Source organism: Paracoccus versutus, assembly GCF_000763885.1.
GTDB lineage: Bacteria > Pseudomonadota > Alphaproteobacteria > Rhodobacterales > Rhodobacteraceae > Paracoccus > Paracoccus versutus.
This window is the reverse complement of record NZ_JRKO01000008.1, coordinates 32,706-55,527: the sequence shown is the minus strand read 5'-3', so window position 1 is coordinate 55,527 and position 22,822 is coordinate 32,706. Positions and strand designations below refer to the sequence as shown.

21 protein-coding genes and 1 pseudogene are annotated in these 22,822 nt (G+C 68.6%); 17 read left to right on the top strand and 5 right to left on the bottom strand.

What is annotated here, in order from left to right:
* The first annotated feature begins 10 nt into the window (after window positions 1–10).
* The 6 genes and pseudogenes from proC to IT40_RS04820 all read left to right on the top strand — a co-directional run bounded on the left by proC (window position 11) and on the right by IT40_RS04820 (window position 4,457).
* Window positions 11–814 carry a pyrroline-5-carboxylate reductase gene (proC, locus tag IT40_RS04840; RefSeq protein WP_036751322.1) on the top strand — a complete coding sequence of 268 codons (804 nt, stop codon included), beginning with the start codon at window positions 11–13 and terminating at the stop codon, window positions 812–814.
* Window positions 811–1,152, top strand: a complete 342-nt coding sequence (locus IT40_RS04835) for a tRNA-binding protein (protein ID WP_036751320.1) — start codon at window positions 811–813, stop codon at window positions 1,150–1,152. The genes proC and IT40_RS04835 overlap by 4 nt, the downstream gene beginning before the upstream one ends.
* Window positions 1,152–2,102 carry a 2-hydroxyacid dehydrogenase gene (locus IT40_RS04830; RefSeq protein WP_036751318.1) on the top strand — a complete coding sequence of 317 codons (951 nt, stop codon included), beginning with the start codon at window positions 1,152–1,154 and terminating at the stop codon, window positions 2,100–2,102. The genes IT40_RS04835 and IT40_RS04830 overlap by 1 nt, the downstream gene beginning before the upstream one ends.
* A pseudogene (locus IT40_RS30630) lies at window positions 2,102–2,705 on the top strand (DUF4147 domain-containing protein); the annotation flags it as partial. The gene IT40_RS04830 and the pseudogene IT40_RS30630, both read left to right, overlap by 1 nt.
* 138 nt (window positions 2,706–2,843) lie before the next feature.
* On the top strand, window positions 2,844–3,296 hold the full coding sequence (locus IT40_RS30625; protein WP_338117896.1) for an MOFRL family protein: 453 nt from the start codon (window positions 2,844–2,846) through the stop codon (window positions 3,294–3,296).
* Window positions 3,297–3,395: 99 nt separating this feature from the next.
* Window positions 3,396–4,457 carry a DUF475 domain-containing protein gene (locus IT40_RS04820; protein WP_036751317.1) on the top strand — a complete coding sequence of 354 codons (1,062 nt, stop codon included), beginning with the start codon at window positions 3,396–3,398 and terminating at the stop codon, window positions 4,455–4,457.
* Window positions 4,458–4,625: 168 nt separating this feature from the next.
* Here IT40_RS04820 and IT40_RS04815 read toward each other — a convergent pair whose 3' ends face one another.
* The 3 genes from IT40_RS04815 to cobT form a co-directional block, all read right to left on the bottom strand.
* The gene (locus IT40_RS04815) at window positions 4,626–6,440 is read right to left on the bottom strand and encodes an aminopeptidase P family protein (RefSeq protein ID WP_036751315.1); all 1,815 of its coding nucleotides are present in this window, start codon (window positions 6,438–6,440) and stop codon (window positions 4,626–4,628) included.
* Window positions 6,441–6,467: 27 nt separating this feature from the next.
* On the bottom strand, window positions 6,468–7,721 hold the full coding sequence (gene epsE / locus IT40_RS04810; RefSeq protein WP_036751313.1) for an exopolysaccharide biosynthesis GT4 family glycosyltransferase EpsE: 1,254 nt from the start codon (window positions 7,719–7,721) through the stop codon (window positions 6,468–6,470).
* A gap of 99 nt (window positions 7,722–7,820) precedes the next feature.
* Window positions 7,821–9,683, bottom strand: a complete 1,863-nt coding sequence (cobT, locus tag IT40_RS04805) for a cobaltochelatase subunit CobT (protein WP_036751311.1) — start codon at window positions 9,681–9,683, stop codon at window positions 7,821–7,823.
* On the opposite strand from cobT, the gene IT40_RS04800 reads away from it, so the two are divergent.
* Together IT40_RS04800 and IT40_RS04795 are read left to right on the top strand one after the other, a co-directional pair.
* Window positions 9,682–9,960 carry a type II toxin-antitoxin system HicA family toxin gene (locus IT40_RS04800; RefSeq protein WP_243700095.1) on the top strand — a complete coding sequence of 93 codons (279 nt, stop codon included), beginning with the start codon at window positions 9,682–9,684 and terminating at the stop codon, window positions 9,958–9,960. The two genes, cobT and IT40_RS04800, sit on opposite strands and share 2 nt — an antisense overlap.
* Entirely contained in the window at window positions 9,957–10,349 is a 393-nt protein-coding gene (locus IT40_RS04795) for a type II toxin-antitoxin system HicB family antitoxin (RefSeq protein WP_036751309.1), read from the top strand. Before IT40_RS04800 ends, IT40_RS04795 begins: the two co-directional genes overlap by 4 nt.
* Here the strand turns inward: IT40_RS04795 and cobS are convergent.
* Window positions 10,346–11,320 carry a cobaltochelatase subunit CobS gene (gene cobS / locus IT40_RS04790; RefSeq protein WP_036751307.1) on the bottom strand — a complete coding sequence of 325 codons (975 nt, stop codon included), beginning with the start codon at window positions 11,318–11,320 and terminating at the stop codon, window positions 10,346–10,348. The genes IT40_RS04795 and cobS overlap by 4 nt on opposite strands.
* A 153-nt stretch (window positions 11,321–11,473) precedes the next feature.
* On the opposite strand from cobS, the gene IT40_RS04785 reads away from it, so the two are divergent.
* Together IT40_RS04785 and IT40_RS04780 are read left to right on the top strand one after the other, a co-directional pair.
* On the top strand, window positions 11,474–12,442 hold the full coding sequence (locus tag IT40_RS04785; RefSeq protein WP_036751304.1) for a DUF808 domain-containing protein: 969 nt from the start codon (window positions 11,474–11,476) through the stop codon (window positions 12,440–12,442).
* Window positions 12,443–12,508: 66 nt separating this feature from the next.
* A complete protein-coding gene (locus tag IT40_RS04780) occupies window positions 12,509–13,888 on the top strand; it encodes an FAD-binding oxidoreductase (protein WP_036751430.1) in 1,380 nt (459 codons plus the stop codon).
* Window positions 13,889–13,906: 18 nt separating this feature from the next.
* Here the strand turns inward: IT40_RS04780 and IT40_RS27345 are convergent, their stop codons facing one another.
* On the bottom strand, window positions 13,907–14,932 hold the full coding sequence (locus IT40_RS27345) for a calcium-binding protein (RefSeq protein WP_116170998.1): 1,026 nt from the start codon (window positions 14,930–14,932) through the stop codon (window positions 13,907–13,909).
* 114 nt (window positions 14,933–15,046) lie between these two features.
* Here IT40_RS27345 and IT40_RS28370 point away from each other — a divergent pair, with 114 nt between their 5' ends.
* From IT40_RS28370 to IT40_RS04740, 7 genes are all read left to right on the top strand, one after another.
* Window positions 15,047–15,985 (top strand): hypothetical protein, encoded by a 939-nt coding sequence (locus IT40_RS28370; RefSeq protein WP_147307239.1) that lies wholly within the window; start codon window positions 15,047–15,049, stop codon window positions 15,983–15,985.
* 141 nt (window positions 15,986–16,126) lie between these two features.
* The gene (locus IT40_RS04765; RefSeq protein WP_036751300.1) at window positions 16,127–16,909 is read left to right on the top strand and encodes a glycoside hydrolase family 25 protein; all 783 of its coding nucleotides are present in this window, start codon (window positions 16,127–16,129) and stop codon (window positions 16,907–16,909) included.
* On the top strand, window positions 16,885–17,541 hold the full coding sequence (locus tag IT40_RS04760) for a CPBP family glutamic-type intramembrane protease (RefSeq protein ID WP_036751299.1): 657 nt from the start codon (window positions 16,885–16,887) through the stop codon (window positions 17,539–17,541). Before IT40_RS04765 ends, IT40_RS04760 begins: the two co-directional genes overlap by 25 nt.
* 60 nt (window positions 17,542–17,601) lie before the next feature.
* Window positions 17,602–19,377, top strand: coding sequence for an aspartate--tRNA ligase (aspS, locus tag IT40_RS04755; RefSeq protein ID WP_036751297.1), 1,776 nt, complete (start codon window positions 17,602–17,604; stop codon window positions 19,375–19,377).
* 129 nt (window positions 19,378–19,506) lie between these two features.
* Complete coding sequence (locus IT40_RS04750; RefSeq protein ID WP_036751295.1) at window positions 19,507–20,874, top strand: DUF1800 domain-containing protein; 1,368 nt, start codon at window positions 19,507–19,509, stop codon at window positions 20,872–20,874.
* A 13-nt stretch (window positions 20,875–20,887) separates the two neighbouring features.
* Window positions 20,888–22,069, top strand: coding sequence for a DUF1501 domain-containing protein (locus IT40_RS04745; protein WP_036751293.1), 1,182 nt, complete (start codon window positions 20,888–20,890; stop codon window positions 22,067–22,069).
* A gap of 21 nt (window positions 22,070–22,090) precedes the next feature.
* Entirely contained in the window at window positions 22,091–22,822 is a 732-nt protein-coding gene (locus IT40_RS04740) for a GNAT family N-acetyltransferase (RefSeq protein ID WP_052095749.1), read from the top strand.

Sequence of the window (22,822 nt, the reverse complement as noted above, 5' to 3'; positions counted from 1 at the left end):
GGGGCAGGACATGGATTTCTCGGATCTGAATGCGCGCGGGCTGGTGCTGGTCGGCTGCGGCCGCATGGGCGGCGCGCTGCTGGACGGCTGGCTGAAGAACGGGCTGGCGGCGCGGGCGGTGCATGTGGTGGACCCCCAGCCGCGGGCGGAGCTGTCGGGTCTGGGTATTTGGATCAACGGAGAATTGCCCGAGGCGCCCGCCGTGCTGGTGATCGCCGTCAAGCCGCAGATGATGGCGGATGTGCTGCCGCGGCTGTCGGTCGGGGCGGGGACGCTGGTCATCTCGGTCGCGGCGGGGGTGACGCTGGGCGCCTATGAGGCGGCCTTTCCGGCGGCGCCGATCGTGCGCGCCATGCCGAACACGCCGGCGGCCATCGGCCAGGGCATCACCGCCATCATCGGCAACGCCAGGGCCGGCGAGGCCGAGATGGCCCTGGCCGAGGCGCTGCTGTCCGCCGTCGGCCGCGTGGTGCGGCTGGAGGGCGAGGATCAGATGGATGCGGTGACGGCGCTTTCCGGCTCGGGGCCCGCCTATGTGTTTCACATGATCGAGGCCATGGCCGCGGCGGGCGCGGCCGAGGGGCTTTCGCCGGCGCTGGCGCTGGAACTGGCGCGGGCGACCGTGGCCGGGGCGGGCGCGCTGGCCGTGCATGAGGACGAGGATCCGGCCAAGCTGCGCGAGGCCGTGACCTCGCCCGGCGGGACCACGGCGGCGGGGCTTCGCGAGCTGATGGACCCCGAGACCGGCCTGCCGCCGCTGATGCGCCGCACCGTCGCCGCGGCAGCCGAGCGGGGGCGGGAGCTGGGCCGATGAGCGGCCAGATCGCCTGGGCGGATTTCGAAAGGGTCGAGATCCGCGTCGGCCGCATCACCCGTGCCGAGCCATTCCCCGAGGCGCGGCGCCCGGCCTTCAAGCTGTGGCTGGATTTCGGGCCCGAGATCGGCGCCCGCAAGAGTTCGGCCCAGATCACCCGGCATTATGCGCCCGAGGAACTGATCGGCCGGCAGGTGCTGGCGGTGGTGAATTTCCCGCCCCGCCAGATCGGCCCCTTCATGTCCGAGGTGCTGGTGCTGGGCCTGCCCGACGCCGATGGCGAGGTGGTGCTGATCGGTCCCGAACGCGAGGTGCCGGACGGGGGGAGGATGTATTGATGAAGCTTCTGGTGACGCGCCGCATGACGCAGGCGGCGGAACATGCGCTGTCGGCCCGGTTCGAGACCGAGATCCTGGACCGCCGGGACGGCTTGAGCGTCGAGGAGGCGGCGCAGGCCCTGGCCGATTACGACGCGATCATGCCGACCCTGGGCGACCGCTTCACCGCCGAGGCCTTCCAGGCCCGGCCGCGCTGCCGCCTGCTGGCGAATTTCGGCGCCGGCTACAATCATATCGACGTGGCGGCGGCCGCGGCGGCCGGCATCGCCGTGACCAACACCCCGGATGCGGTGACCGAGGCCACGGCGGACATCGCCCTGACCCTGATCCTGATGACCGCGCGCCGGGCGGGCGAGGGCGAGCGGCTGTTGCGCCGCGGCGCATGGACCGGCTGGGAGCCGACGCAGCTGCTGGGCCGCCATGTCACCGGCTGCACCGTCGGCATCATCGGCATGGGCCGCATCGGCAAGGCCATCGCCCGGCGCTGCCATTTCGGCTTCGGCATGGAGGTGCTGTTCCACAACCGCTCGGTGGTCTCGTCGCTGGACTTCCCGGCCCGGCAGGTGGCCGACCTGGACGAGCTGCTGGCGCAGTCGGATTTCGCCGTCGTCGCCGTGCCGGGCGGGGCCGAGACCCGGCACATGATCGGCGCGCATGAGCTGGAGCGGCTGGGGCCGCGCTCATACCTGGTCAATATCGCCCGCGGCGACGTGGTCGAAGAGGCGGCGCTGGTCCAGGCCCTGGCACAGGGCCGGATCGCCGGGGCCGGGCTCGACGTCTACGAGTTCGAGCCGAAGGTGGCGCCCGCGCTTTGCGCCATGGAGAACGTGACCCTGTTGCCGCATCTGGGCACCGCGGCCGAGGAGGTGCGCACCGCCATGGCGATGCGGGCGCTGAACAACCTGGTCGCCTTTGCCGAGGGGCAGGCGTTGCCCGACCGGGTGAACTGATGGCGCCAGGCGTGCGCGCCATGGTGCTGGTTCGCGCCGGCATCGCCGCCGCCGATCCTGCGGCTGCCGTGGCGCGGGCCATGGCCGGGGTGCTGGCCGATCCGCCGGGACCGGGCGGGCGCTGGCGGGTGATCGCCGTCGGCAAGGCCGCCCGCGCCATGACCCAGGCGGCGCTGCCGGGCGCCGAGGCGCTGGCGGTGACCAATGCCGGCAACGACGCGGCGCTGGCCGGGGCGCGGGTCATGCGTGCGGGCCATCCGCAGCCCGATGCCGATGGCGTGGCGGCGGCCGAGGCGGTGATCGCCCGGCTTTCCTCGGCCCGGCCGCAGGACCGGGTGCTGGCGCTGATCTCGGGCGGGGGCTCGGCCATGCTGCCGGCTTGACGCTGGCCGACAAGCAGGCGGTGAACCGGCTGCTCTTGGCCTCGGGCGCCGATATTGCGCAGGTCAACCTGATCCGGCAGGGGCTGTCGCGGCTGAAGGGCGGCGGCTGTCGCGGGCGCCGGTCGCGGCGCTGATCCTGTCCGACGTTCCGGGGGACGACCTGCAGGTGATCGCCTCGGGGCCGACGGTGGCGCCGGTCGGCACGCGGGCCGAGGCCGCCGACCTGGCGCGCAGGCTGGGCATCTGGGAGCGGTTGCCCGAGGTGGCGCGGGCGGTGCTGCGGCAGCCCGAGGACCGCCGCGCCCTGCCGCCGGCCCGCAACATCCTCATCGGCTCGAACGCGCTTTTGGTCGCGGCCATGGTCGCGGCCGGGGCCGATCCGGCGCCCTTGCCGCTTGCGGGCGACGTGCAGGATTGCGCGCGGGCGATCTGGGCCCTGGCGCCGGGGTTGCGGCCGGGCCAGGCGCTGGCCTTCGGCGGCGAGACCACGGTCAGGCTGGTCGGCGACGGCATGGGCGGGCGCAACCAGGAACTGGCCCTGCGGCTCGCGCTGCTGGCCGAGGCGCAGCCGGTGAATTTCGGCTGGGCCTTTGCCGCGGTCGGCAGCGACGGGCGCGACGGTCCGGGCGAGGCGGCGGGCGGGCTGGTCGGCGCCGGCACGCCGGCCGCGATCCGGGCGGGCGGCATCGACCCAGCGGCGGCGCTGGCCAGGAACGATTCGACCCCGGCGCTGGCGGCGGGCGATGCGCTGGTGCTAACGGGCGCCACCGGCACCAATGTCGCCGACCTGGCGGTGCTGGTGCGCGGCTGAAAGCACGGGTTGCGCCCTGGGCCGCGCGCAAGGCTGCCCTGCGCCCGCCCGCCTTGCCCGTCCCTCCGGCAGGGCCTAAGACCGAAGGGCACGAGCCGCATGACGGGGAACCCCATGAGATCGACCCTCAGCTACATGACCTGGCCCTTCATCGTCACCGGCGCGGGACTGGCGCTCGCCGCCTTCCTGGGCTGGGAATACCATGGCACCGGCTCGGGGGCGCTGGCCTTCTTCCTGATCGCCGGCATCCTGGCGGTGCTGGAGATCTCGCTCAGCTTCGACAATGCCATCGTCAATGCCAACAAGCTCAAGCAGATGGTGCCGAAATGGCAGCGCCGCTTCCTGACCTGGGGCATCCTGATCGCGGTCTTCGGCATGCGGGTGATCTTTCCGCTGCTGGTCGTGGTGATCGCCGCCCATCTGGCGCCATGGGAGGCGCTGCGCCTCGCCGCCACCCAGCCGCAGGAATATTCCCGCATCATCCACGAGGCGCACCTGCCCATCGCGGCCTTCGGCGGCTCGTTCCTGATGCTGGTGGCGCTGAACTATTTCTTCGACGAGGCCAAGGACGTGGACTGGATCAAGGGCGTCGAGGCCGCGCTGCGCAAGCTGGGCGAGATCCGCGGCATGGAGGTCGGCTTCGTGCTGATCTGCATGCTGGTGATCGTGGGCCAGCTGCCGGCGGAAAAGGAGCATGCCTTCATCATCGCCGCGATCTGGGGGGTGATCACCTATCTGCTGGTGGACATGCTCGGCCATGTCCTGGACCGCTGGGGCGGCGCCCCCCGGCATGCCGACATGGCGCGCGGCGGCTTCGGCGCCTTCCTCTATCTCGAGGTGCTGGACGCGTCCTTCAGCTTCGACGGGGTGATCGGTGCCTTCGCGCTGACCCAGAACCTGTTCCTGATCGCCATCGGCCTTGGCATCGGCGCGATGTATGTGCGCTCGATGACGGTGATGCTGGTCGAGCGCGGCACGCTGGCCGCCTTCCGCTATCTCGAACACGGTGCCTTCTGGTCGATCTTCGTGCTGTCGATCCTGATGTTCGTCCAGACCCTGAGGCCGATCCCGGAAGTGGTCACCGGCCTGCTGGGCGCCTGCTTCATCGGCATGGCCTTCCTCAGCTCGCTGGCCTGGCGCCGCCGCCACCCACAGGGCTGAGTTCGCCGTTCTTTCCGTTTTCCAAATACCCATGCGACAGGGCCCAGGGGCGCGGTTGCCGGAGTATTTGGGGAACAGAGAAGTCGCGGCCGCGGCGTCCCATCGCGCCGGGCGGCGCGGCCGGCGCCGTCCGGAGAGCATTTGGGACACGGTGAACGGCGCCAGGTGTCAGGCGCTGCCCAGCGGTCGCGTCGCCAGCGACAGCCAATCCCGCACCTCGCCCGCGACCAGGGGCGAGATCTTCTCCCGGACCTGCGCATGATAGGCGTCGAGCCAGGCGATCTCGGCCGGGGCGAGCAGGCCGGGCTCGATGAGGCGACGGTCGATCGGGGCGAAGGTCAGGGTCTCGAAGCCCAGCATCTCGCGCCCGTCGGGGCTGCCCTGTTCCTCGACCACGATCAGGTTCTCGATGCGGATGCCGAAGCCGCCCTCGCGGTAATAGCCGGGCTCGTTCGACAGGATCATGCCGGGGGCCAGCGGGATGTCCGAGATGCGCGAGATCCTGACCGGCCCCTCATGCACCGAAAGGCCGGCGCCGACGCCGTGCCCGGTGCCGTGGTCGTAATCCATGCCCTCGGACCACAGCGGCGCGCGGGCCAGCGCGTCGATATGGCAGCCCGCGAGGCCCTTGGGGAACTGCACCCGCGACAGCGCGATCATGCCCTGAAGCACGCGGGTATAGGGCCGCCGCACCGCCGGATCGACCGGGCCCATCGGCAGGGTGCGGGTGATGTCGGTGGTGCCGTTGGCATATTGCCCGCCGGAATCGACCAGCAGCACATGGCCGGGCAGGATGCACAGGTTGCTTTGCCGGTCGACATGGTAATGCGGGATCGCGGCATGCGGGCCGGTGGCCGCGATGGTGTCGAAGCTGATGTCGAGGATGCCGCGCGCCACGCGCAATTCCTCGAGCTTGGTGGCCACGTCGATCTCGGTCAGCGGCTCGGCGTCCAGATGCGGTGCGCGGGCGTCGAGCCAGCACAGCAGTTCCGTCACCGCGGCGCCGTCCTGCAGATGGGCGGCGCGCATCCCGGCGATCTCGGCCGCGTTCTTGCGCGCTTTCGGCAGGATCACCGGATCCGGGGCTTCGGCGATGGGGGTCTTCATGCTTTCGATCAGCGCGAACACCTGCTCGGGCGCGCTGGCGGGGTCGACCCGCACCGGGCCGGCCAGGTTGGTCAGCGCCGGGGTCAGCGCATCGAGCGGCAGGATCGAGACCGCATTGCCAAGCGCCGCCCGCACCTCCGCGCCGAACTTGGCCGGGTTGGTGAAGACGGCGACATGGCCGTTCTCCTCGATGATGGCGAAGCCTTGCACCACCGGGTTCTTCGGCACGTCGGCGCCACGGATGTTCAGCAGCCACGACACCGAATCGGGCAGGGTCAGCACCGCTGCCTGCTGTCCGGCATCGCGCAGCGCGCGGGCGATGCGGGCGCGTTTTTCGGCCGCGGTTTCGCCTGCGATCGCGTCGGGCCAGAGGCGGACCGCGCCCACCGGCGCCTCGGGCTGGTCGGTCCAGATCGCATCGACCGGGTTCGTGTCGAGCGCGATCAGCGCGATGCCCGAGCCGGCCAAGCCCTTTTCCATCTCGCGGATCTCGCGCCGCGTGTGCAGCCAAGGGTCGTAGCCGATGCGCCCGCCCTCGGGCAGGGCCTCGCGCAGCCAGTCGGCGGGTTTCGTCTCCGGCCAGGGCACCGGGGTGAAATGCGCTGGGTCCACCTGGGCCTTGACCTGCACGCGATAGCGGCCGTCGATGAACACGCCGGCGCGGTCGGGCGTGACGATGCAGAAGCCGGCGCTGCCGGTAAATCCGGTCAGCCAGGCCAGCCGCGCATCCCGCGCCGCGACATATTCGCCCTGATGGGCGTCGGCGCGCGGCACCAGGAAGCCGTCGAGCCTGCGCGCGGCCAGTTCGCGGCGCAGCGCCGCCAGCCGGGGCGGATGCGCGGCGGGATCGGAGTGGCTGTCATAGGTCTGGAGCATGCTTGCCTCTGGGTCTTGTTCTGGATGTCAGGCGCGGGCCAGCGCCTCGCGCCCGCCGGGCAGGGTGCGGGCCAGCCCGTCGGCCACCGCCTGGGCGCTGCGGCGGTGGTGGAAATCGGCAGCGACGCGGGCGCGGGAGGCCTGCGCCAGCCGCCGCGCCTCGTCGGGATCGGCGTGGAGCCGGGCGATTTCGTCCGCCATGACCTCGGGGCGTTCGGGGGGCACCAGGATCGCGTCGCGGCCCGAGGTGATCAGCTCGTGATTGCCGCCGACATCGGTGACGACCACCGGCATCTCCATCGCCATCGCCTCCATGATCGCGACCGAGATGCCTTCGTTCAGGCTGGCCAACGCAAAGACATGCGCGCGCTCCAGCCCTTCGCGGACCGAGGTTTCGTTGACCGCGCCCAAGAGCGTGACTGCATCGCTGAGCCCCTTTTCCGCGATCAGCGCGTCGAGCTGGCGGTGATAGCCGGTGCCGCCCTGTTCGTCCTCGCCGGCGATCTCCAGCCGGGTATCGATGCCGCGGGCGCGCAGCAGGGCGACCGTCTGGATCAGGTGGTCATGGCCCTTGACCGCGTTCAGCCGGCCGCAGCTGAACAGGCGCAGCGGCTCGCCCGGCGCGGGCGGTTGCCAGGGAGCCTGGCGCCGGATCTGGTCGAGGTCGACGCCCATCGGCGCGACATTGATCACCGCCGGGCGGTCGGCGCCGATCTCGCGCTCGGCCACCCGCGTCAGCAATTGCGAGATGATGGTGGCGAAGCGCGCATGGCGCCATTTCTGCCGCTGGTTCGGCCCGTAGCCCTCCAGCGTCGGGCCGTGCAGGGTCAGGCTGTAGCCGGGCCCGCCCAGCCTTTCGGCGAACATGGCGATATTGGCGCTGTCGGCGCAGCTGTGGACATGGATGTGGTTCCAGCCCTGCTGGCGGGCGATGCGCTTGAGCCGCGCGCCCATGGCCAGCAGCGCCAGCATCCGCAGCCGGCCCTTGAGCCCCTGCGCCTCGGCGGTCATCGCCGCGCCCAGGCCCCGCGCCCAGCCGGCGGGCCCCGAGCGCAGGAGTTCCGCAAGGATGCCCAGGCCCTCGCCGCCCAGGGGCATCAGGTAGCGGGTCTGCGCCTGCGCCTCGGCGGCCCAGCTGTGCGAGGCGACGGCGCGCGGCGGCGGGCGGGTCGAGATCAGCTCGGCCTCGATCCCCAGCTCCGCCAGCGCCTGCCGTTCGCGCCACAGGAAGATATGGGTCTGGCCCGGAAATTCGGGAATGAAGAAACCGATCTTCAGCACGTCAAAGCCCCTTGGCCTGCGAGGCGGAAAAACGGCCCCGGTCCTGCGAAATTGGTCGCATGGGACGCGGGGCAGTTCAAGCAGCCCGAAAGAACAGGTTCAGCCCACGCGGCGCAGGTTCATGGCGCGGGCGCGCTTCCTGGGATCGGCCTCGAACAGGGCGGCGAGCTGTTCGGTCATGGCGCCGGCCAGCTGCTCGGCATCGGTGATCGTCACCGCGCGCTCGTAATAGCGGGTCACGTCATGGCCGATGCCGATGGCCAGCAGCTCGACCTGCTTCTTGCGCTCGATCATCGCGATGACGTCGCGCAGGTGCTTTTCCAGGAAATTCGCCGGGTTGACCGACAGCGTCGAATCGTCCACCGGCGCCCCGTCCGAGATCACCATCAGGATGCGCCGCGCCTCGGGCCGCCGCGACAGCCGGCGATGCGCCCATTCCAGCGCCTCGCCGTCGATGTTTTCCTTGAGGAGCCCCTCTTTCATCATCAGGCCCAGGTTCGGGCGCACCCGCCGCCAGGGCGCATCGGCGCCCTTGTAGATGATATGGCGCAGGTCGTTCAGCCGCCCCGGCTGCGCCGGCCGGCCCGCGGCCAGCCATTTCTCGCGGCTCTGGCCCCCCTTCCAGGCGCGGGTGGTGAAGCCCAGGATCTCGACCTTGACCTGCGAACGCTCCAGCGTGCGGGCCAGCACGTCGGCGCAGATCGCGGCGATACTGATCGGCCGGCCGCGCATCGAGCCCGAATTGTCCAGAAGCAGCGTCACCACGGTGTCGCGGAACTCGGTGTCCTTTTCGACCTTGAAGGACAGCGGTGTCGTCGGGTTCGCCACCACGCGGGCCAGGCGGCCGGCGTCCAGCACGCCCTCTTCCTTGTCGAATTCCCAGCTGCGGTTCTGCTGTGCCTGCAAGCGCCGTTGCAGCTTGTTGGCCAGGCGCGAGACGGCGCCGCGCAGGGGTTCCAGCTGCTTGTCCAGATAGGCGCGCAGCCGCTCCAGCTCGGCCGGGTCGGCCAGATCCTCGGCGCGGATCTCCTCGTCGAATTCCTGGGCATAGACGCGGTAATCCGGGCTCGCCTCGCTGACCTGCGGCGGCAGGTCCGGGGGCGTCTCGGCCTCGGACATCTCGGCCTCGTCCACCAGCTCCTCGTCGGACTGGTCGTCCATGCTGACCTGGGCCTGGCGCTCTTCCTGGGTCTGTTCCTGCGTGCGCTCGGGGCTGGCCTCGGCCTCGTCGTCCTGGTTCTGGTCGCGGGACTGGTTGTCGCCGGCCTCCTCGTCCTGCTCGGCGTTTTCCTCGGCCTCGTCCTCCTGCGGTTCGTCGGGGTCTTCGCCCAGCTGGTCGCCATAGCCCAGGTCGGCGATCACCTTGCGGGCGAGCCGGGCGAAGGCCGCCTGGTCGGCCAGCACCTCGCCCACATGATCGAGATCGGCGCCGGCCTGTTCCTCGACGAAGGGGCGCCACAGGTCGGCGACATGCTGCGCGGCCGAGGGCAGGGCGCGGCCCGTCGCCGCCTGCCGCACGATATAGCCCGCCGCCACCGCCAGCGGCGCATCGGCCGGGGCCTTGATCTGGCCATAGCCCTTGCGCTCGGCCTCCTGCCCCAGCTTGGCGTCGATGTTGCTGAGCGCGCCGGGCATGTCGCGGGCCCCCAGCGCCTCGCAGCGCGCGGTCTCCATCGCCTCGTAGAGGTCGCGCGCCATCGGTCCGGCGGGCGCGTATTTCGCATGGGTTCCGGTGTCGTGGTGGCGCAGCTTCATCGCCAGGGCGTCGGCGGTGCCGCGCGCAAGCAGCACCTCGTCGCGGGTCATGCGGCGGCTGACCTGCGGCAGGCGCATGGTATCGCCCGCCACGCCGGAAGGGTCGGCGGTGAAGGTCACGTTCAGCTCGTGATCCTCGGCCAGGGCGCGGGTGGCCTCGGTCAGGGCCTTCTTGAACGGATCGGCGGGGTTGTCGGATTTTTTCATGATCTATTTCTGGGCCAGTTCAGGCCGGCTGTCGAGAGGACTTGACGCAGCAGCTCATGCGCACATATTTACACACATGGACATCCTTCGGAACAGCCGCGACATTCTGCGCCGTCTTGCCGCGGAAGGCTGGGAAGAGGTTTCGGTCCGGGGATCGCATCACAAGTTCCGCAAGGAAGGGCGCGTCGTGATCGTGCCGCACCCCAAAAAGGACTTGCCCCTTGGCACGGCCCGCAGCATCGCGCGCATGGCAGGATGGTTGGAGGACAAGGAATGAAAACCTATCTGGCATTGGTCGAAAAAGCTCCCGACAGCGCCTTTGGCATCCGTTTCCCGGACCTGCCGGGCTGCTTTTCGGCGGCCGATGACGAAAAGGACATCCTGCCGAACGCGGTCGAGGCGTTGGAACTGTGGTTCGAGGACGCCCCGGACAGCCAGCCCCGCGCCTTGGGCGAAATCGCCGCCGAATGCGCGGCAGAGCTGACGGCTGGCGCTTTCCTGATCGCGGTGCCGCATATCCGTCGCATGACCAGGCAGCGCCGGGTGAATGTCAGCATGGATGCCGGAACGCTGGACGCGGTCGATACGGCGGCAGAGCAATTGGGCCTGACCCGCTCGGGCTTTCTGGCGATGGCGGCCCTGAACGAGATCAAGGGCGGGCATTAGCCCGCCTTGACCGCCGCGCTTTCCGGCAGTTCCTCGTCGAACAGGCGCTGATAGAACTCGGCCACCGTCTGGCGCTCCAACTCGTCGCATTTGTTCAGGAAGGTCAGGCGGAAGGCATAGCCCACGTTGTCGCCGAAGATGCGCGCGTTCTGCGCCCAGGCGATCACCGTGCGCGGCGACATGACCGTGGAGAGATCCCCCTGCATGAAGGCCGTGCGCGTCAGGTCGGCCAGCGTCACCATCTGGCTGATGATCTTGCGGCCTTTTTCGGTGTTGTAGGTCGGGTTCTTGGCCAGCACGATCGCCGCCTCGGCGTCGTGGCTCAGGTAGTTCAGCGTCGCCACCAGCGACCAGCGGTCCATCTGGCCCTGGTTGATCTGCTGCGTGCCGTGATAGAGGCCGGTGGTGTCGCCCAGGCCCACGGTGTTCGCCGTCGCGAACAGGCGGAAATAGGGGTTCGGGGTGATGACCTCGTTCTGGTCCAGAAGCGTCAGCTTGCCGTCCGCCTCCAGCACGCGCTGGATCACGAACATCACGTCGGCCCGGCCGGCGTCGTATTCGTCGAAGACGATGGCGGTCGGGTTGCGCAGGGCCCAGGGCAGGATGCCCTCGTGGAAGACCGTGACCTGCTTGCCGTCCACCAGCTTGATCGCGTCCTTGCCGATCAGGTCGATCCGGCTGACGTGGCTGTCCAGGTTCACCCGCACGCAGGGCCAGTTCAGCCGCGCCGCCACCTGCTCGATATGGGTGGATTTGCCGGTGCCGTGATAGCCCTGGATCATCACCCGACGGTTGTAGGCAAAGCCCGCCAGGATCGCCAGCGTGGTGTCGGGATCGAACTTGTAGGTCGTGTCGATGTCGGGCACCCGGTCCGAGCGTTCGGCAAAGCCCTTGACCTTCATGTCGCTGTCTAGGCCGAAGACCTCGCGCAGGTCGATCTCTTCGGTCGGTTTCGCGTTCTGATCCAGCATGGGCGGCCCTTTCGATTGTCCCATGCTTGATGAATGATTCCCCGCGCGGGTGCAAGCCGGGCGGGGCGCGGGAACCGTCGCCGCGGCTGCGAATTGCGCATGGGCGCGCCGCCGCCTAGAGTGCCGCGCAGGAACCTGGGACGGGAAACGGACATGAGCGGATTGCTGGCGCTGCTGGATGACGTGGCGGGGATCGCCAAGATCGCGGCCGCATCGGTCGACGACGTGGCGGGTCAGGCGGTCAAGGCCGGCGCCAAGGCCGCAGGCGCGGTGATCGACGACGCCGCGGTGACGCCGAAATACGTCCACGGCTTTTCCGCCGCGCGCGAGGTGCCGATCGTGATGAAGATCGCGCGCGGCTCGCTTTTCAACAAGCTGGTGATCCTGCTGCCCATCGCGCTGCTGCTCTCGGCCTTCGCGCCCTGGGCGATCACGCCGCTGCTGATGCTGGGCGGCTCCTACCTGTGCTTCGAGGGGGCCGAGAAGCTGGTGCATGCGCTCAGCCATCACAAGATAAACGAGCCGCATCTGCAGGCGACCGCCGAGGGGGGGGGCGGGCTGGAAGAGGAACGGGTGCGCGGCGCGATCAAGACCGACTTCATCCTCTCGGCCGAGATCATGACCATCGCGCTGGCCGCGATCCCGAACGGCGATGCGATCTGGATGAAGGCGCTGATCCTGGCGGTGGTGGCGGTGGGCATCACCGTCGCGGTCTACGGCTTCGTGGCGCTGATCGTGAAGGCGGACGATTTCGGCCTGCACCTGCACGAACGCGGCGGCCCTGCCGCGGGGCTGGGGCGGGGCATCGTCCATGTCATGCCGGGCTTCATGAAGGTGCTGACCGTGGTCGGCACCGCGGCGATGATCTGGGTCGGCGGCCAGATCGTCATCCACGGGCTGCATGTGCTGGGCCAGCACCAGCCCTATGACTGGATCCACGGCGCGGCCGAGGCCGCGGCCCAGGCCCTGCCCGCGGCACCGGGCCTTGCCGCCTGGACCACCACCGCCTTCTTCGACGGCATCTTCGGGGTGATTTGGGGCATGATCCTGATTCCGGTGGCGCATTACGCCGTCACCCCCGCCATCGAGGCGGTGAAGGGCGTGGTGGGCGCCAAGTCCTGACCCCGGCTTGCCCTTGGCCTGCCGCCGGGACTATCAACTGCCATACCAATGCCGCAGGAGATGTCCATGCCGATTCCCGCCCCGGCCCTCGACGCGCTTTCCGCGCTTCTGGGCGCGCGCCTGTCCACCAGCGGCGCCGACCGCGACCTGCACGCCCAGTCCGAGACCTTCCACCGCGCGCCGCCGCCCGATGCGGTGGCCTGGCCGGTCTCGACCCAGGAGGCCTCGCGCATCGCCGCCATCTGCCATGCGCATCGCGTGCCGATGATCGGCTGGGGCACCGGCACCTCGCTGGAAGGGCAGGCGCTGGCGCCGCAGGGCGGGCTGGTGATCGACCTGACCAAGATGGACCGCGTGCTGGAGATCCGGGCCGAGGACATGCAGGTCAGCGTCCAGCCCGGCTGCACGCGCGAGGCGCTGAACCTTGAGCTGCGCGCGACCGGCCTGTTCTTCCCGGTCGATCCCGGCGCCAATGCCTCGCTGGGCGGCATGGCGGCGACGCGCGCCTCGGGCACCACGGCCGTGCGCTATGGCACCATGCGCGACAACGTGCTGGCGCTCGAGGTGGTGCTGGCGGACGGGCGCGTCATCCGCACCGGCACGCGGGCGGCGAAATCCAGTGCCGGCTATGACCTGACGGCGCTTTTCGTCGGTTCCGAAGGCACGCTTGGCATCATCACCGAACTGACCCTGCGCCTGCATGGCCAGCCCGAGGAGGTCGCCGCGGCCGTCTGCGGCTTTTCGACGCTGGAGCAGGCGGTGGAATGCGTCACCGCCACGATCCAGTCCGGCATCCCGATGGCGCGGATCGAGTTCATCGACGCCGACGTGGTGCGCGCCTTCAACCGCGCCTCGGGCACGCAGATGCATGAAGGCCCGCATCTGATGGTCGAGTTCCACGGCTCCTCCGCCTCGGTCAAGGGCGATGCCGAGGCCTTCGGCGCGCTGGCGGCCGAGTTCGGCGGCACCGGCTTCGACTGGGCGACCACCCCCGAGGCGCGGGCGGCCTTGTGGAAGATGCGCCATAACGCCTATCGTTCCTGCCTGGCGCTGCGGCCGGGGGCGACGGCGGTGGTGACGGATGTCTGCGTGCCGATGTCGCATCTGCCCGCCGCGGTGGCGGCGGCGGCCGAGGACATCCGCGCCGAGGGCCTGCTGGGCCCCATCGTCGGCCATGTCGGCGACGGCAATTTCCATGCCCAGATCCTGGTGACGCCCGGCGACGAGGCCGAGCTTGCCGCCGCCAAGCGCGTCGCGCTGCGCATGGCCGAGCGTGCGATCGCGGTGGGCGGCACCATCACCGGCGAGCATGGCGTGGGCATCGGCAAGCGCCCCCTGATGCCCGCCCAGCACGGCGCGGCCATCGGCGTCATGGCGGCGATCAAGCAGGCGCTGGACCCCGAGGGGGTGCTCAACCCCGGCAAGCTGGTGCCCGAGGCCGATTGAGGCCCCTGGGGCCTGCCGTCAGCTGAAGATGAAATCGCCCGCGTCGAGCGCGGCGGAACCGACGCCCACGATCAGGATCGAGGTTCCGCTGGCCAGATCTATACGGCAATCCGCGCCGACATCGGTAAGCACGAGGTCGTCGAACGTCACGCCGCCGCCGGTATTGGTAAGCTGGATCCTGTCGGTGCCGTCGGTGAAGTCCCCGATGCTGTCGCTGCCCTCATTGGCATCGTATTTGAACTGGAAAGTATCTGCGTTGGCCCATCCGAACAATCTGTCGTCCCCGACCCCGCCAATCAGAACATCATTTCCCGCGCCGCCGTCGAGTTGGTCGTTTCCTGCATATCCATATATGGTGTCATTTCCACTGCCGCCATAAATTCTGTCACCATCACGGATGCCAACGGTCGCAAGATCGAATCCCTTGATCATGTCATTCGTAGACTCGCCATATATCCACCCCATTGCGCCGCCAGCGCTTTCAAAAACTGTAATCTTCGACAGGTCTATGGAAACGCTTCCTTCGATATTCAAGATTTTTGTGGCGCTACTGTTGTATAATTTCTCAATATCCACAATATTCCCCAGCCGGATAGAAAAGGAAGATCCAGAGCTGGATGAGTCTGAAGCGAGGATTGTGTCGAGTCCAAAACCTCCATCTATATTGTCGCCGGATAGCTGCACATAATCCCATGAGCTATCCACGATGATCACATCATTCCCGTTCCCCGCATAAATGATGTCCCTTCCCTTCCCGCCATCTATGCTGTCGTCGCCGTTACCACCATAAATGGTGTCCATATCATCCCCACCCAAAAGGGTGTCGTTCCCGATTCCCCCGTTTATGTAGTCGTAGCCTTCTCCGCCCAAAACATAGTCATGGCCATCTTCTCCATACAGACTGTCTGAGCCGTTTCCGCCGTCTATATAATCATTCCCGGCGTTGCCGAAAATGGTGTCGGATCCTCCATATCCGTACATGCTGTCGACGCCGGATGTTCCAAGAAAAACATCGCTGCCACTCGTTCCCGTATAAACAGCCACAGTATACCTCTTTAACTTTCAGAAAATTTTCAAGATTTGGAAGTTGGTAGAAACCTGACTTTCGCCTATGACTAGGCCTCATGCAATCGTTTTTATCATGTTGAGGTTCAAGCCGTGCAGATCAGTTCCGGGACGATCGCCCTTGCCGTGCTGACAGGGCAGAAGGTTACATCCCAGGCAGCGGCGACCATTGCCGCGCTTGCAACGAATACAGGGGCGGAGGCAAAGGCCAGGGCTGATGCACAGCCGGCGCCCGGCGTTACCTACACGTCTGACACCTCTGCCGACCCTGCGCGTTTTGCCGCGATGGAGGCAGATATCAAGAAGATGATCGCTCAGGATGCGCAGCTGCGAGATGGATCCCTCAGCCCGTTCGATCCCAATACTGGGATGGCGCGTCTCTGGGCGCGGAGCGATACCGACCCGCGTATGAGATACGAGGGGGTGTTTCTACCCGCGGAGATGGGTCCGATGGGCCACAGCGCGACCGCGACGAAACGCGATGCGGATTTCCCGGCCCGCTCGGATGCGATGGCGATGGCCTATCACTTTGGCAAGGCCCTCGCAGAGCGCGCAAAAACTGCCGTTGCCGACATGGCGTTGGTTCAGAAAAACAGCGACACCATGCTCGATCCTTCGGGCAGGATCTATGGCATGGAGGGCGGATTCGCGGGCTTGGAAAGCGCGAATGCGCATGGGACTTCGGAAATCGTGGGCAATATTAATTTCCTGGAATCGAGGGCCGCGTCGCTGGCCAATCTGTTCAGCTTCGATACGACCAGCGTGACGCGGCCGGTCTATGACGGCAGCTTCCAGGGCTTCAGCATTACCCATGGCACGCTGGGCAAGATCATGGACGTGTCCGCCGACGGAACGCTTACGCTTTACGATGCCGAAGGCACCGCCTATTCGGCCGAGGAATATAACGCGGCCAATATCGACGGCGGCATCCCGCAGCTGCATAACGACCTGATCCGCCAAGCCGACGACCGCGCCGCACTTGCCAGCCGCGGGGTCCGCAGGGAGGCATCGGGCAGGATCGTGCCCCTTTGACCGCGGCCTCCGCCGCCGCTGACAAACTCGTGACTGTCACGCCATCGTGACAGAGCGTCGCACCTTTGCGATAAGGACGGACAGGCGCCGAACACAGGCGCAGGGACGAAGGCGCCGGAAAGGCGCGGGCAGAGGGCAGAGATGACATTCCTGGGCAAGATTATGGCAGTGCTGGCGCTGGTCGCGCTGGCCTCCTGCGGGGGGCCCTCGAGCGGGCCGGCGGTGATGGCGGGGCAGGGCAGCGGCCCGCAGTTCGGCGACAGCGCGCCGCATCCCTGGATCGGCGGGCATCCCTATGACCACCCGGTCCACGGCATCGACATCTCGCGCTGGCAGGGCGAGATCGACTGGCACCGGGTGCGCAGTTCGGGCATCAGCTTCGCCTTCATCAAGGCGACCGAAGGCGGCGACCATGCCGACCCGAACTTCCGCCGCTACTGGCAGGAGGCGGCGCAGGCCCGCATCCCGCGCGGCGCCTATCACTATTTCTATTTCTGCCGCTCGGGCTCGGAACAGGCGGCCTGGTTCATCGCCAACGTGCCCAGGGAACGCGGCGCCATGCCGCCGGTGCTGGACCTGGAATGGACCGCCTCCAAGACCTGCCCGCATCGCCCGGCCAGCCACGAGGTGCTGCGCGAGGCCAAGATCTTCAAGGACATCCTGCACCGGCACTATGGCCAGCGCCCGATCATCTACACGACGGTCGATTTCTACCGCGACAACAACCTCGGCTCCTGGCCCGAGGAGTTCTGGCTGCGCTCGGTCGCGGGCCATCCGCGCATCGTCTATCCCGGCCAGCGCTATACGTTCTGGCAATATACCGGCACCGGCATCGTGCCGGGGATCCGCGGCAACGTGGACCTGAACGTCTTTGCGGGCTCGCCCGCGCAGTGGCGGGCATGGCTGAGCCAGCGCCTGCAATAAGGCGCGGCCTGCTCTGGGCCGAATTCGCGGCGCTCTACCTGGGGGCGCCGCTGGTCATCGCGCTGTTCCTGCCCGGCCACTTGCTGTTCGAGGCGCTGGCGGTGTTCAGCCTGGCGGGGCTGGGCCTCTTGTGGCGCACCGGCGGCTTTCACTGGCACAGTCTGGTGCGCGGCTGGAGCCGCTTGCCCTGGCGCGAGATCCTGGCCATCGCGCTGGCCACCCTGCTGACGGGGCTGGCGATCCTGGCGCTCGACCGGCCGAACTCGATCTTCCAGATCGTGCGGCAGCGGCCCGAGTTCCTGCCGGTGATCTGGGTGTTCTACCCGATCCTCTCGGCCCTGCCGCAGGAGCTGATCTTTCGCCCGCTGTTCTTCCACCGCTACGCCGCGCTGCTGCCGGCGGGGCAGGGGGCGATCGCGCTGAACGCGGCGGTGTTTTCCTTTGCGCACCTGATGTATTGGTCCTGGGTGGTGGCGGTGCTGACCTTCGTCGGCGGCTGGTTCTTTGCCCGCGCCTATCTGGAGCGCGGCTTCCCCTCGGCCTGGGTCTTGCATGCGGTGGCGGGGAATGTCCTCTTTGCCGTCGGCATGGGCGCCTATTTCTACACCGGCAACGTGGTGAGGCCGTTCTGATTGCTTGACTTCGCCCGCGCGGCGCGGTTCATGCGGGGCCGATACGCAAGGGGAAAAACGATGAGCGCCTATCGCAGCCATACCTGCGGCGAGCTGACCGCCGCTGCCGCCGGGTCCGAAGTCCGTCTGTCCGGCTGGGTCCACCGGGTCCGCGACCATGGCGGGGTGCTGTTCATCGACCTGCGCGACCATTACGGCATCACCCAGGTGATCGCCGACAGCGACTCGCCCGCCTTCCCGGCACTGGAAAAGCTGCGGGCCGAGACGGTGATCCGCATCGACGGCCGCGTCAAGCTGCGCGACCCGAGCCTGGTCAACCCCAAGCTGCCCACCGGCGAGATCGAGGTCTATGCCACCGATATGGAGATCCTGGGCGCCGCGGACGACCTGCCGCTGCCGGTCTTCGGCGACCAAGACTATCCCGAGGAGACGCGGCTGGCCTATCGCTTCCTCGACCTGCGCCGCGAAAGCCTGCACAACAACATCATGCTGCGCTCGCGCGTGGTCAAATGGCTGCGCGACGCGATGTGGGACCAGGGCTTCACCGAGTTCCAGACCCCGATCATCACCGCCAGCTCGCCCGAGGGCGCGCGCGACTTCCTGGTGCCCTCGCGCCTGCATCCGGGCAAGTTCTACGCCCTGCCGCAGGCGCCGCAGCAGTTCAAGCAGCTGATCATGGTCGCGGGCTTCGACAAGTATTTCCAGATCGCGCCCTGCTTCCGCGACGAGGATCCGCGCGCCGACCGCTCGCCCACCGATTTCTACCAGCTCGACGTCGAGATGTCCTTCGTCGAGCAGGAGGACGTGTTCCGCGCCGTCCAGCCGGTGATCCAGGGCCTGTTCGAAACCTTCGGCGGCGGCCGCCGGGTCGACGCGACCTGGCCGCGCATCCCCTATGCCGAGGCGATGCTGAAATACGGCTCGGACAAGCCCGACCTGCGCAACCCCATCGAGATGCAGGTGGTCAGCGAGCATTTCCGCGGCTCGGGCTTTGCGATCTTCGCGAAGTTGCTGGAGCAGGAGGGCACCGAGGTCCGCGCCATTCCCGCGCCCACCGGCGGCTCGCGCAAGTTCGCCGACCGCATGAACGCATTCGCCCAGCAGCAGGGCCTGCCCGGCATGGGCTATATCTTCTGGCGCAAGGCCGAGGACGGCACGACCGAAGCCGCCGGCCCCATCGCCAAGGCGCTGGGCCCCGAGAAGACCGAGGCGATCCGCACCCAGCTGGGCCTGGGCGAGGGCGACGCGGCCTTCTTCCTGGGCGGCAAGCCCGAGGGTTTCGAGGCCGTCGCCGGCCGCGCCCGCAACGAGATCGGCCGCGAGCTGGGCCTGATCGACGAGAACCAGTTCAAGTTCGCCTGGATCGTCGATTTCCCGATGTATGAAAAGGGCGAGGACGGGCGGATCGACTTCAGCCACAACCCGTTCTCGATGCCGCAGGGGGGCCTGGATGCGCTGGCGGGCGACCCGCTGGCGGTCAAGGGCTATCAATACGACCTGGCCTGCAACGGCTATGAGCTGGTCTCGGGCGCGATCCGCAACCACCGCCCCGAGATCATGTTCCGCGCCTTCGAACTGGCCGGCTATGGCCGGGACGAGGTGGAAAAGCGGTTCGGCGGCATGGTCAAGGCCTTCCGCTATGGCGCGCCCCCGCACGGCGGCTGCGCGGCGGGGATCGACCGCATCGTCATGCTGCTGGCCGACGAGGTGAACATCCGCGAGGTCATCATGTTCCCGATGAACCAGCGCGCCGAAGACCTGATGATGGGCGCCCCCAGCGAGCCGACGAACGAGCAGCTGCGCGAGCTGCGCCTGCGCGTGCTGCCGCGCGAGTAAGCTTGGCGGCGCTGCGTCGGCAGTCTGTTGCCGCATCGCCGCATGCTGAAGAAAGCGTGAACTGACCTCGGGCCGAGGCCGTGCCATAACCTGCGCATGGGGGCGATTTCCCCTGCAAGGGATGATTGCATGAGCTTTGGATTTCCCGAACTGGCGGCGATCCGGCTGGGCTTTGGTCTGTCGCCGTTGATGCCGCCGCCCGCCGATGTCGAGGCGGTTCTGGCCGGTCCCGCAAGCGCCGGTCCTGGCCCCGAGGCGATGACCACCGAAAAGGCCAGCGCCCTTGCGACGCGGTTTCGCGATGTCCGCCTCGCCCGGCGCGAGGGGCGGCCCGAGCCGCCCGAGGGGCAGGAGGCCGAGCGCCAGCTCGGCGACCTGCCGGTCGAGGGCCTGCGCCGCCGGGTGATCCGCGCCCTGGACGACCCGATCGGCTTCGGCGAAAGGCTGGTGCAGTTCTGGGCCGACCATTTCACCGTCCGCGCGACGGACAAGATGAACAACGCCCTGGCGCTGGCCTTCGTGGACGAGGCGATCCGCCCGCATGTGAACGGCCGGTTCGAGGACATGTTCTTCGCCGCCGACACCCATCCGATGATGCTGGTCTATCTGGACCAGATCTCCAGCCGCGGGCCGGGCTCGCCCGTCGCGCGGCGCCGCCCGGACCGCAATTTCGGGCTGAACGAGAACCTCGCCCGCGAGGCGCTGGAGCTGCATTCGCTGGGCGTGGGCGCCGGTTATGAGCAAGAGGACGTGCGCGAACTGGCCGAGCTGCTGACCGGGCTCAGCTTTTCGCATCGGTCGGGCTTCGCCTTTCGCCCGCCCTGGGCCGAGCCTGGGGCCGAGACGGTGCTGGGCCGGGCCTATGGCGGCGGCCGGCGCGACGGGCTCGACGCCATCCGCGACGCCTTTCGCGACATCGCCCGCCGGCCCGAGACCGCGCGGCACCTGTCGCGCAAGCTGGCGGTGCATTTCGTCGCGGACGACCCGTCCGAGGATCTGGTCGAGGCCATGGCGGCCACCTGGCGCGACACGGACGGCGACCTGCCGCAGGTCTATCGCGTGCTGGCCAGCCATCCCGACCTGGCCTCCGGCCTGCGGCAGAAGGTGCGCCAGCCCTTCGATTTCTGCGTGGCCGGGCTCAGGGCGCTGGGCATCCGCGGCGAAGGGATCGCCCGGCTGGAGCTGCCCGTGTTCCGCCGCATCGCCTGGGGCCCGCTCGAGGCCATGGGCCAGCCCTGGGGCCGGCCCAAGGGCCCCGACGGCTGGCCCGAGACGGCCGATGCCTGGATCGCGGCGCAGACGCTGGCCGCGCGGATCAACTGGTCGCTGCGCATTCCCCGCCTGCTGCTGGACGAATTGCCCGACCCGCGCGAGATGCTGGTCTCGGCTTTCGGCGGCACGCAGTCGGCGGAACTGGCCTGGGCCGTGCCCAAGGCGGAATCGGCGGCCGAGGGCGTGGCGCTGATCCTCGCCTCGGGCGATTTCAACCGGCGATAGGAGGGGTAGGCAGATGCTGACACTGGACCGGCGCCTGTTTCTGAAGGGGGCGGCGCTGATCGGCTGCTCGGCCGCGGCGCATCCGTTGATGAGTTCCATGACCTTCGCCGCGCTTCCGGGCGAGAACCGGCTGGTCGTCATCATCCTGCGCGGCGCCATGGACGGGCTCGATGCGATCCAGCCCTATGGCGACCCGATGCTGGCCAAGCTGCGCCGCAACCTTTCGGTCGGGCCGGAAAACGGCGCGCTGGACCTCGACGGCTTCTATGCGCTGCATCCGCGGCTGGAGCCGCTGTTGCCGCTGTGGCAAAAGGGCGAGCTGGCCTTTGCCCATGCCGTCTCGACCCCCTATCGCGACAAGCGCAGCCATTTCGACGGCCAGGACCTGCTGGAGGCGGGGACCGGCAACGACCTGCCGGTGGACCGGCGGGTGGGCGGCTGGCTGAACCGGCTGTTGCAGGCGACGCCCGGCGCCACGGCCGAGACCGCCTATTCGGTCGGCGTCGAGCAGATGAAGATCCTGACCGGCAAGGCCGCGCATCTCAGCTGGGCGCCGCGGGCCTGGCTGAAGCTGTCGCCGCAGGCGCAGATGCTGCTGGAGCATGTCTATCACGACGACCCGCTGTTTCGCGATGCCGCGCAGGACGCGGTGCAGATCAGCGCCGAGACCTCGGACCTGGGCAAGATGCCAGGCCCGACCGCCGATGCCGAGGCGCTGGCCGCCTTTACCGCCAGCCGGCTGAACGCCGAAAGCCGCATCGCCGCCTTTTCCCTTGCCGGCTGGGACAGCCATGCCAACCAGCCCGTCGTGCTGGGCCGGGGGCTGGACCGGCTGGCGGCGGCGATCCTGAAGCTGCGCGAGGGGCTGGGGCCGAACTGGGGCCGGACCACGGTGCTGGCCATGACCGAATTCGGCCGCACCGTGCGCGAGAACGGCTCGGGCGGGACCGATCACGGCACCGGCGGCGCGCTGTTGATGGCGGGCGGCGCGATCCGGGGCGGGCGCGCCTTTGGCGACTGGCCGGGCTTGGGCGAGGACCAGCTTTACGCCGGCCGCGACCTGATGCCCACGCGCGACATCCGCGCCTATGCCGCCTGGGCCATGCATGGGCTGTTCGGCATCGGGCGCGACAGGCTGGAGCGCGAGATCTTTCCCGGCCTTGACCTTGGCGGCGATCCGGGGATGCTGGCCTGAGCCCTTGCCGGAGCCCTGCCCATGTCCCAGCATCACCCCGACCGCGCGCCCGCGCCTTTTGCCCAGGGCGACGGCCCGCGGCCGACCGGGCCCCTGGTCGCGGGCTTCGTGCCGCCGCCCCCGCCCGGTCCCGACCGGATCGAGGGCCGCCATGTCCTGCTGGAGCGTCTGGACCCCGACCGCCATGCCGAGGATCTGTTCGCGGCCAACCGGGGCCAGGATTGGGTCTGGGATTACCTGGGCTATGGCCCCTTCGCCGACCTGCCGGCCTATCGCGCCTGGCAGGCCGGGATGGCGGCCAAGGCGGACCCGTATTTCTATGCCCTGCGCGACCGCGCGACCGGCAAGGTGGGCGGGCTTGCCTCGTTCCTGCGCATCGACCCGGCCAATGGGGTGATCGAGATCGGCCATATCGAGATCGCGCCGCCGATGCAGCGCAGCCCCGCCGCGACCGAGGCGATTTCGCTGATGATCGGCTGGGCCTTCGAGGCCGGCTATCGCCGGGTCGAGTGGAAATGCGACGCCCTGAACGCCCCCTCGCGCCGGGCGGCGCTGCGCTATGGCTTTGTCTTCGAGGGCATTTTCCGCCAGCATATGATCTATAAGGGCCGCAACCGCGACACGGCCTGGTATGCGATCATCGACCGCGACTGGCCCGCCCTGGCGCGTGCGCACCAGGCATGGCTCGCGCCCGGCAATTTCGATGCCCAGGGACGCCAGCGGCAAAGCCTGTCGGCGCTGACCGCGGGCTAG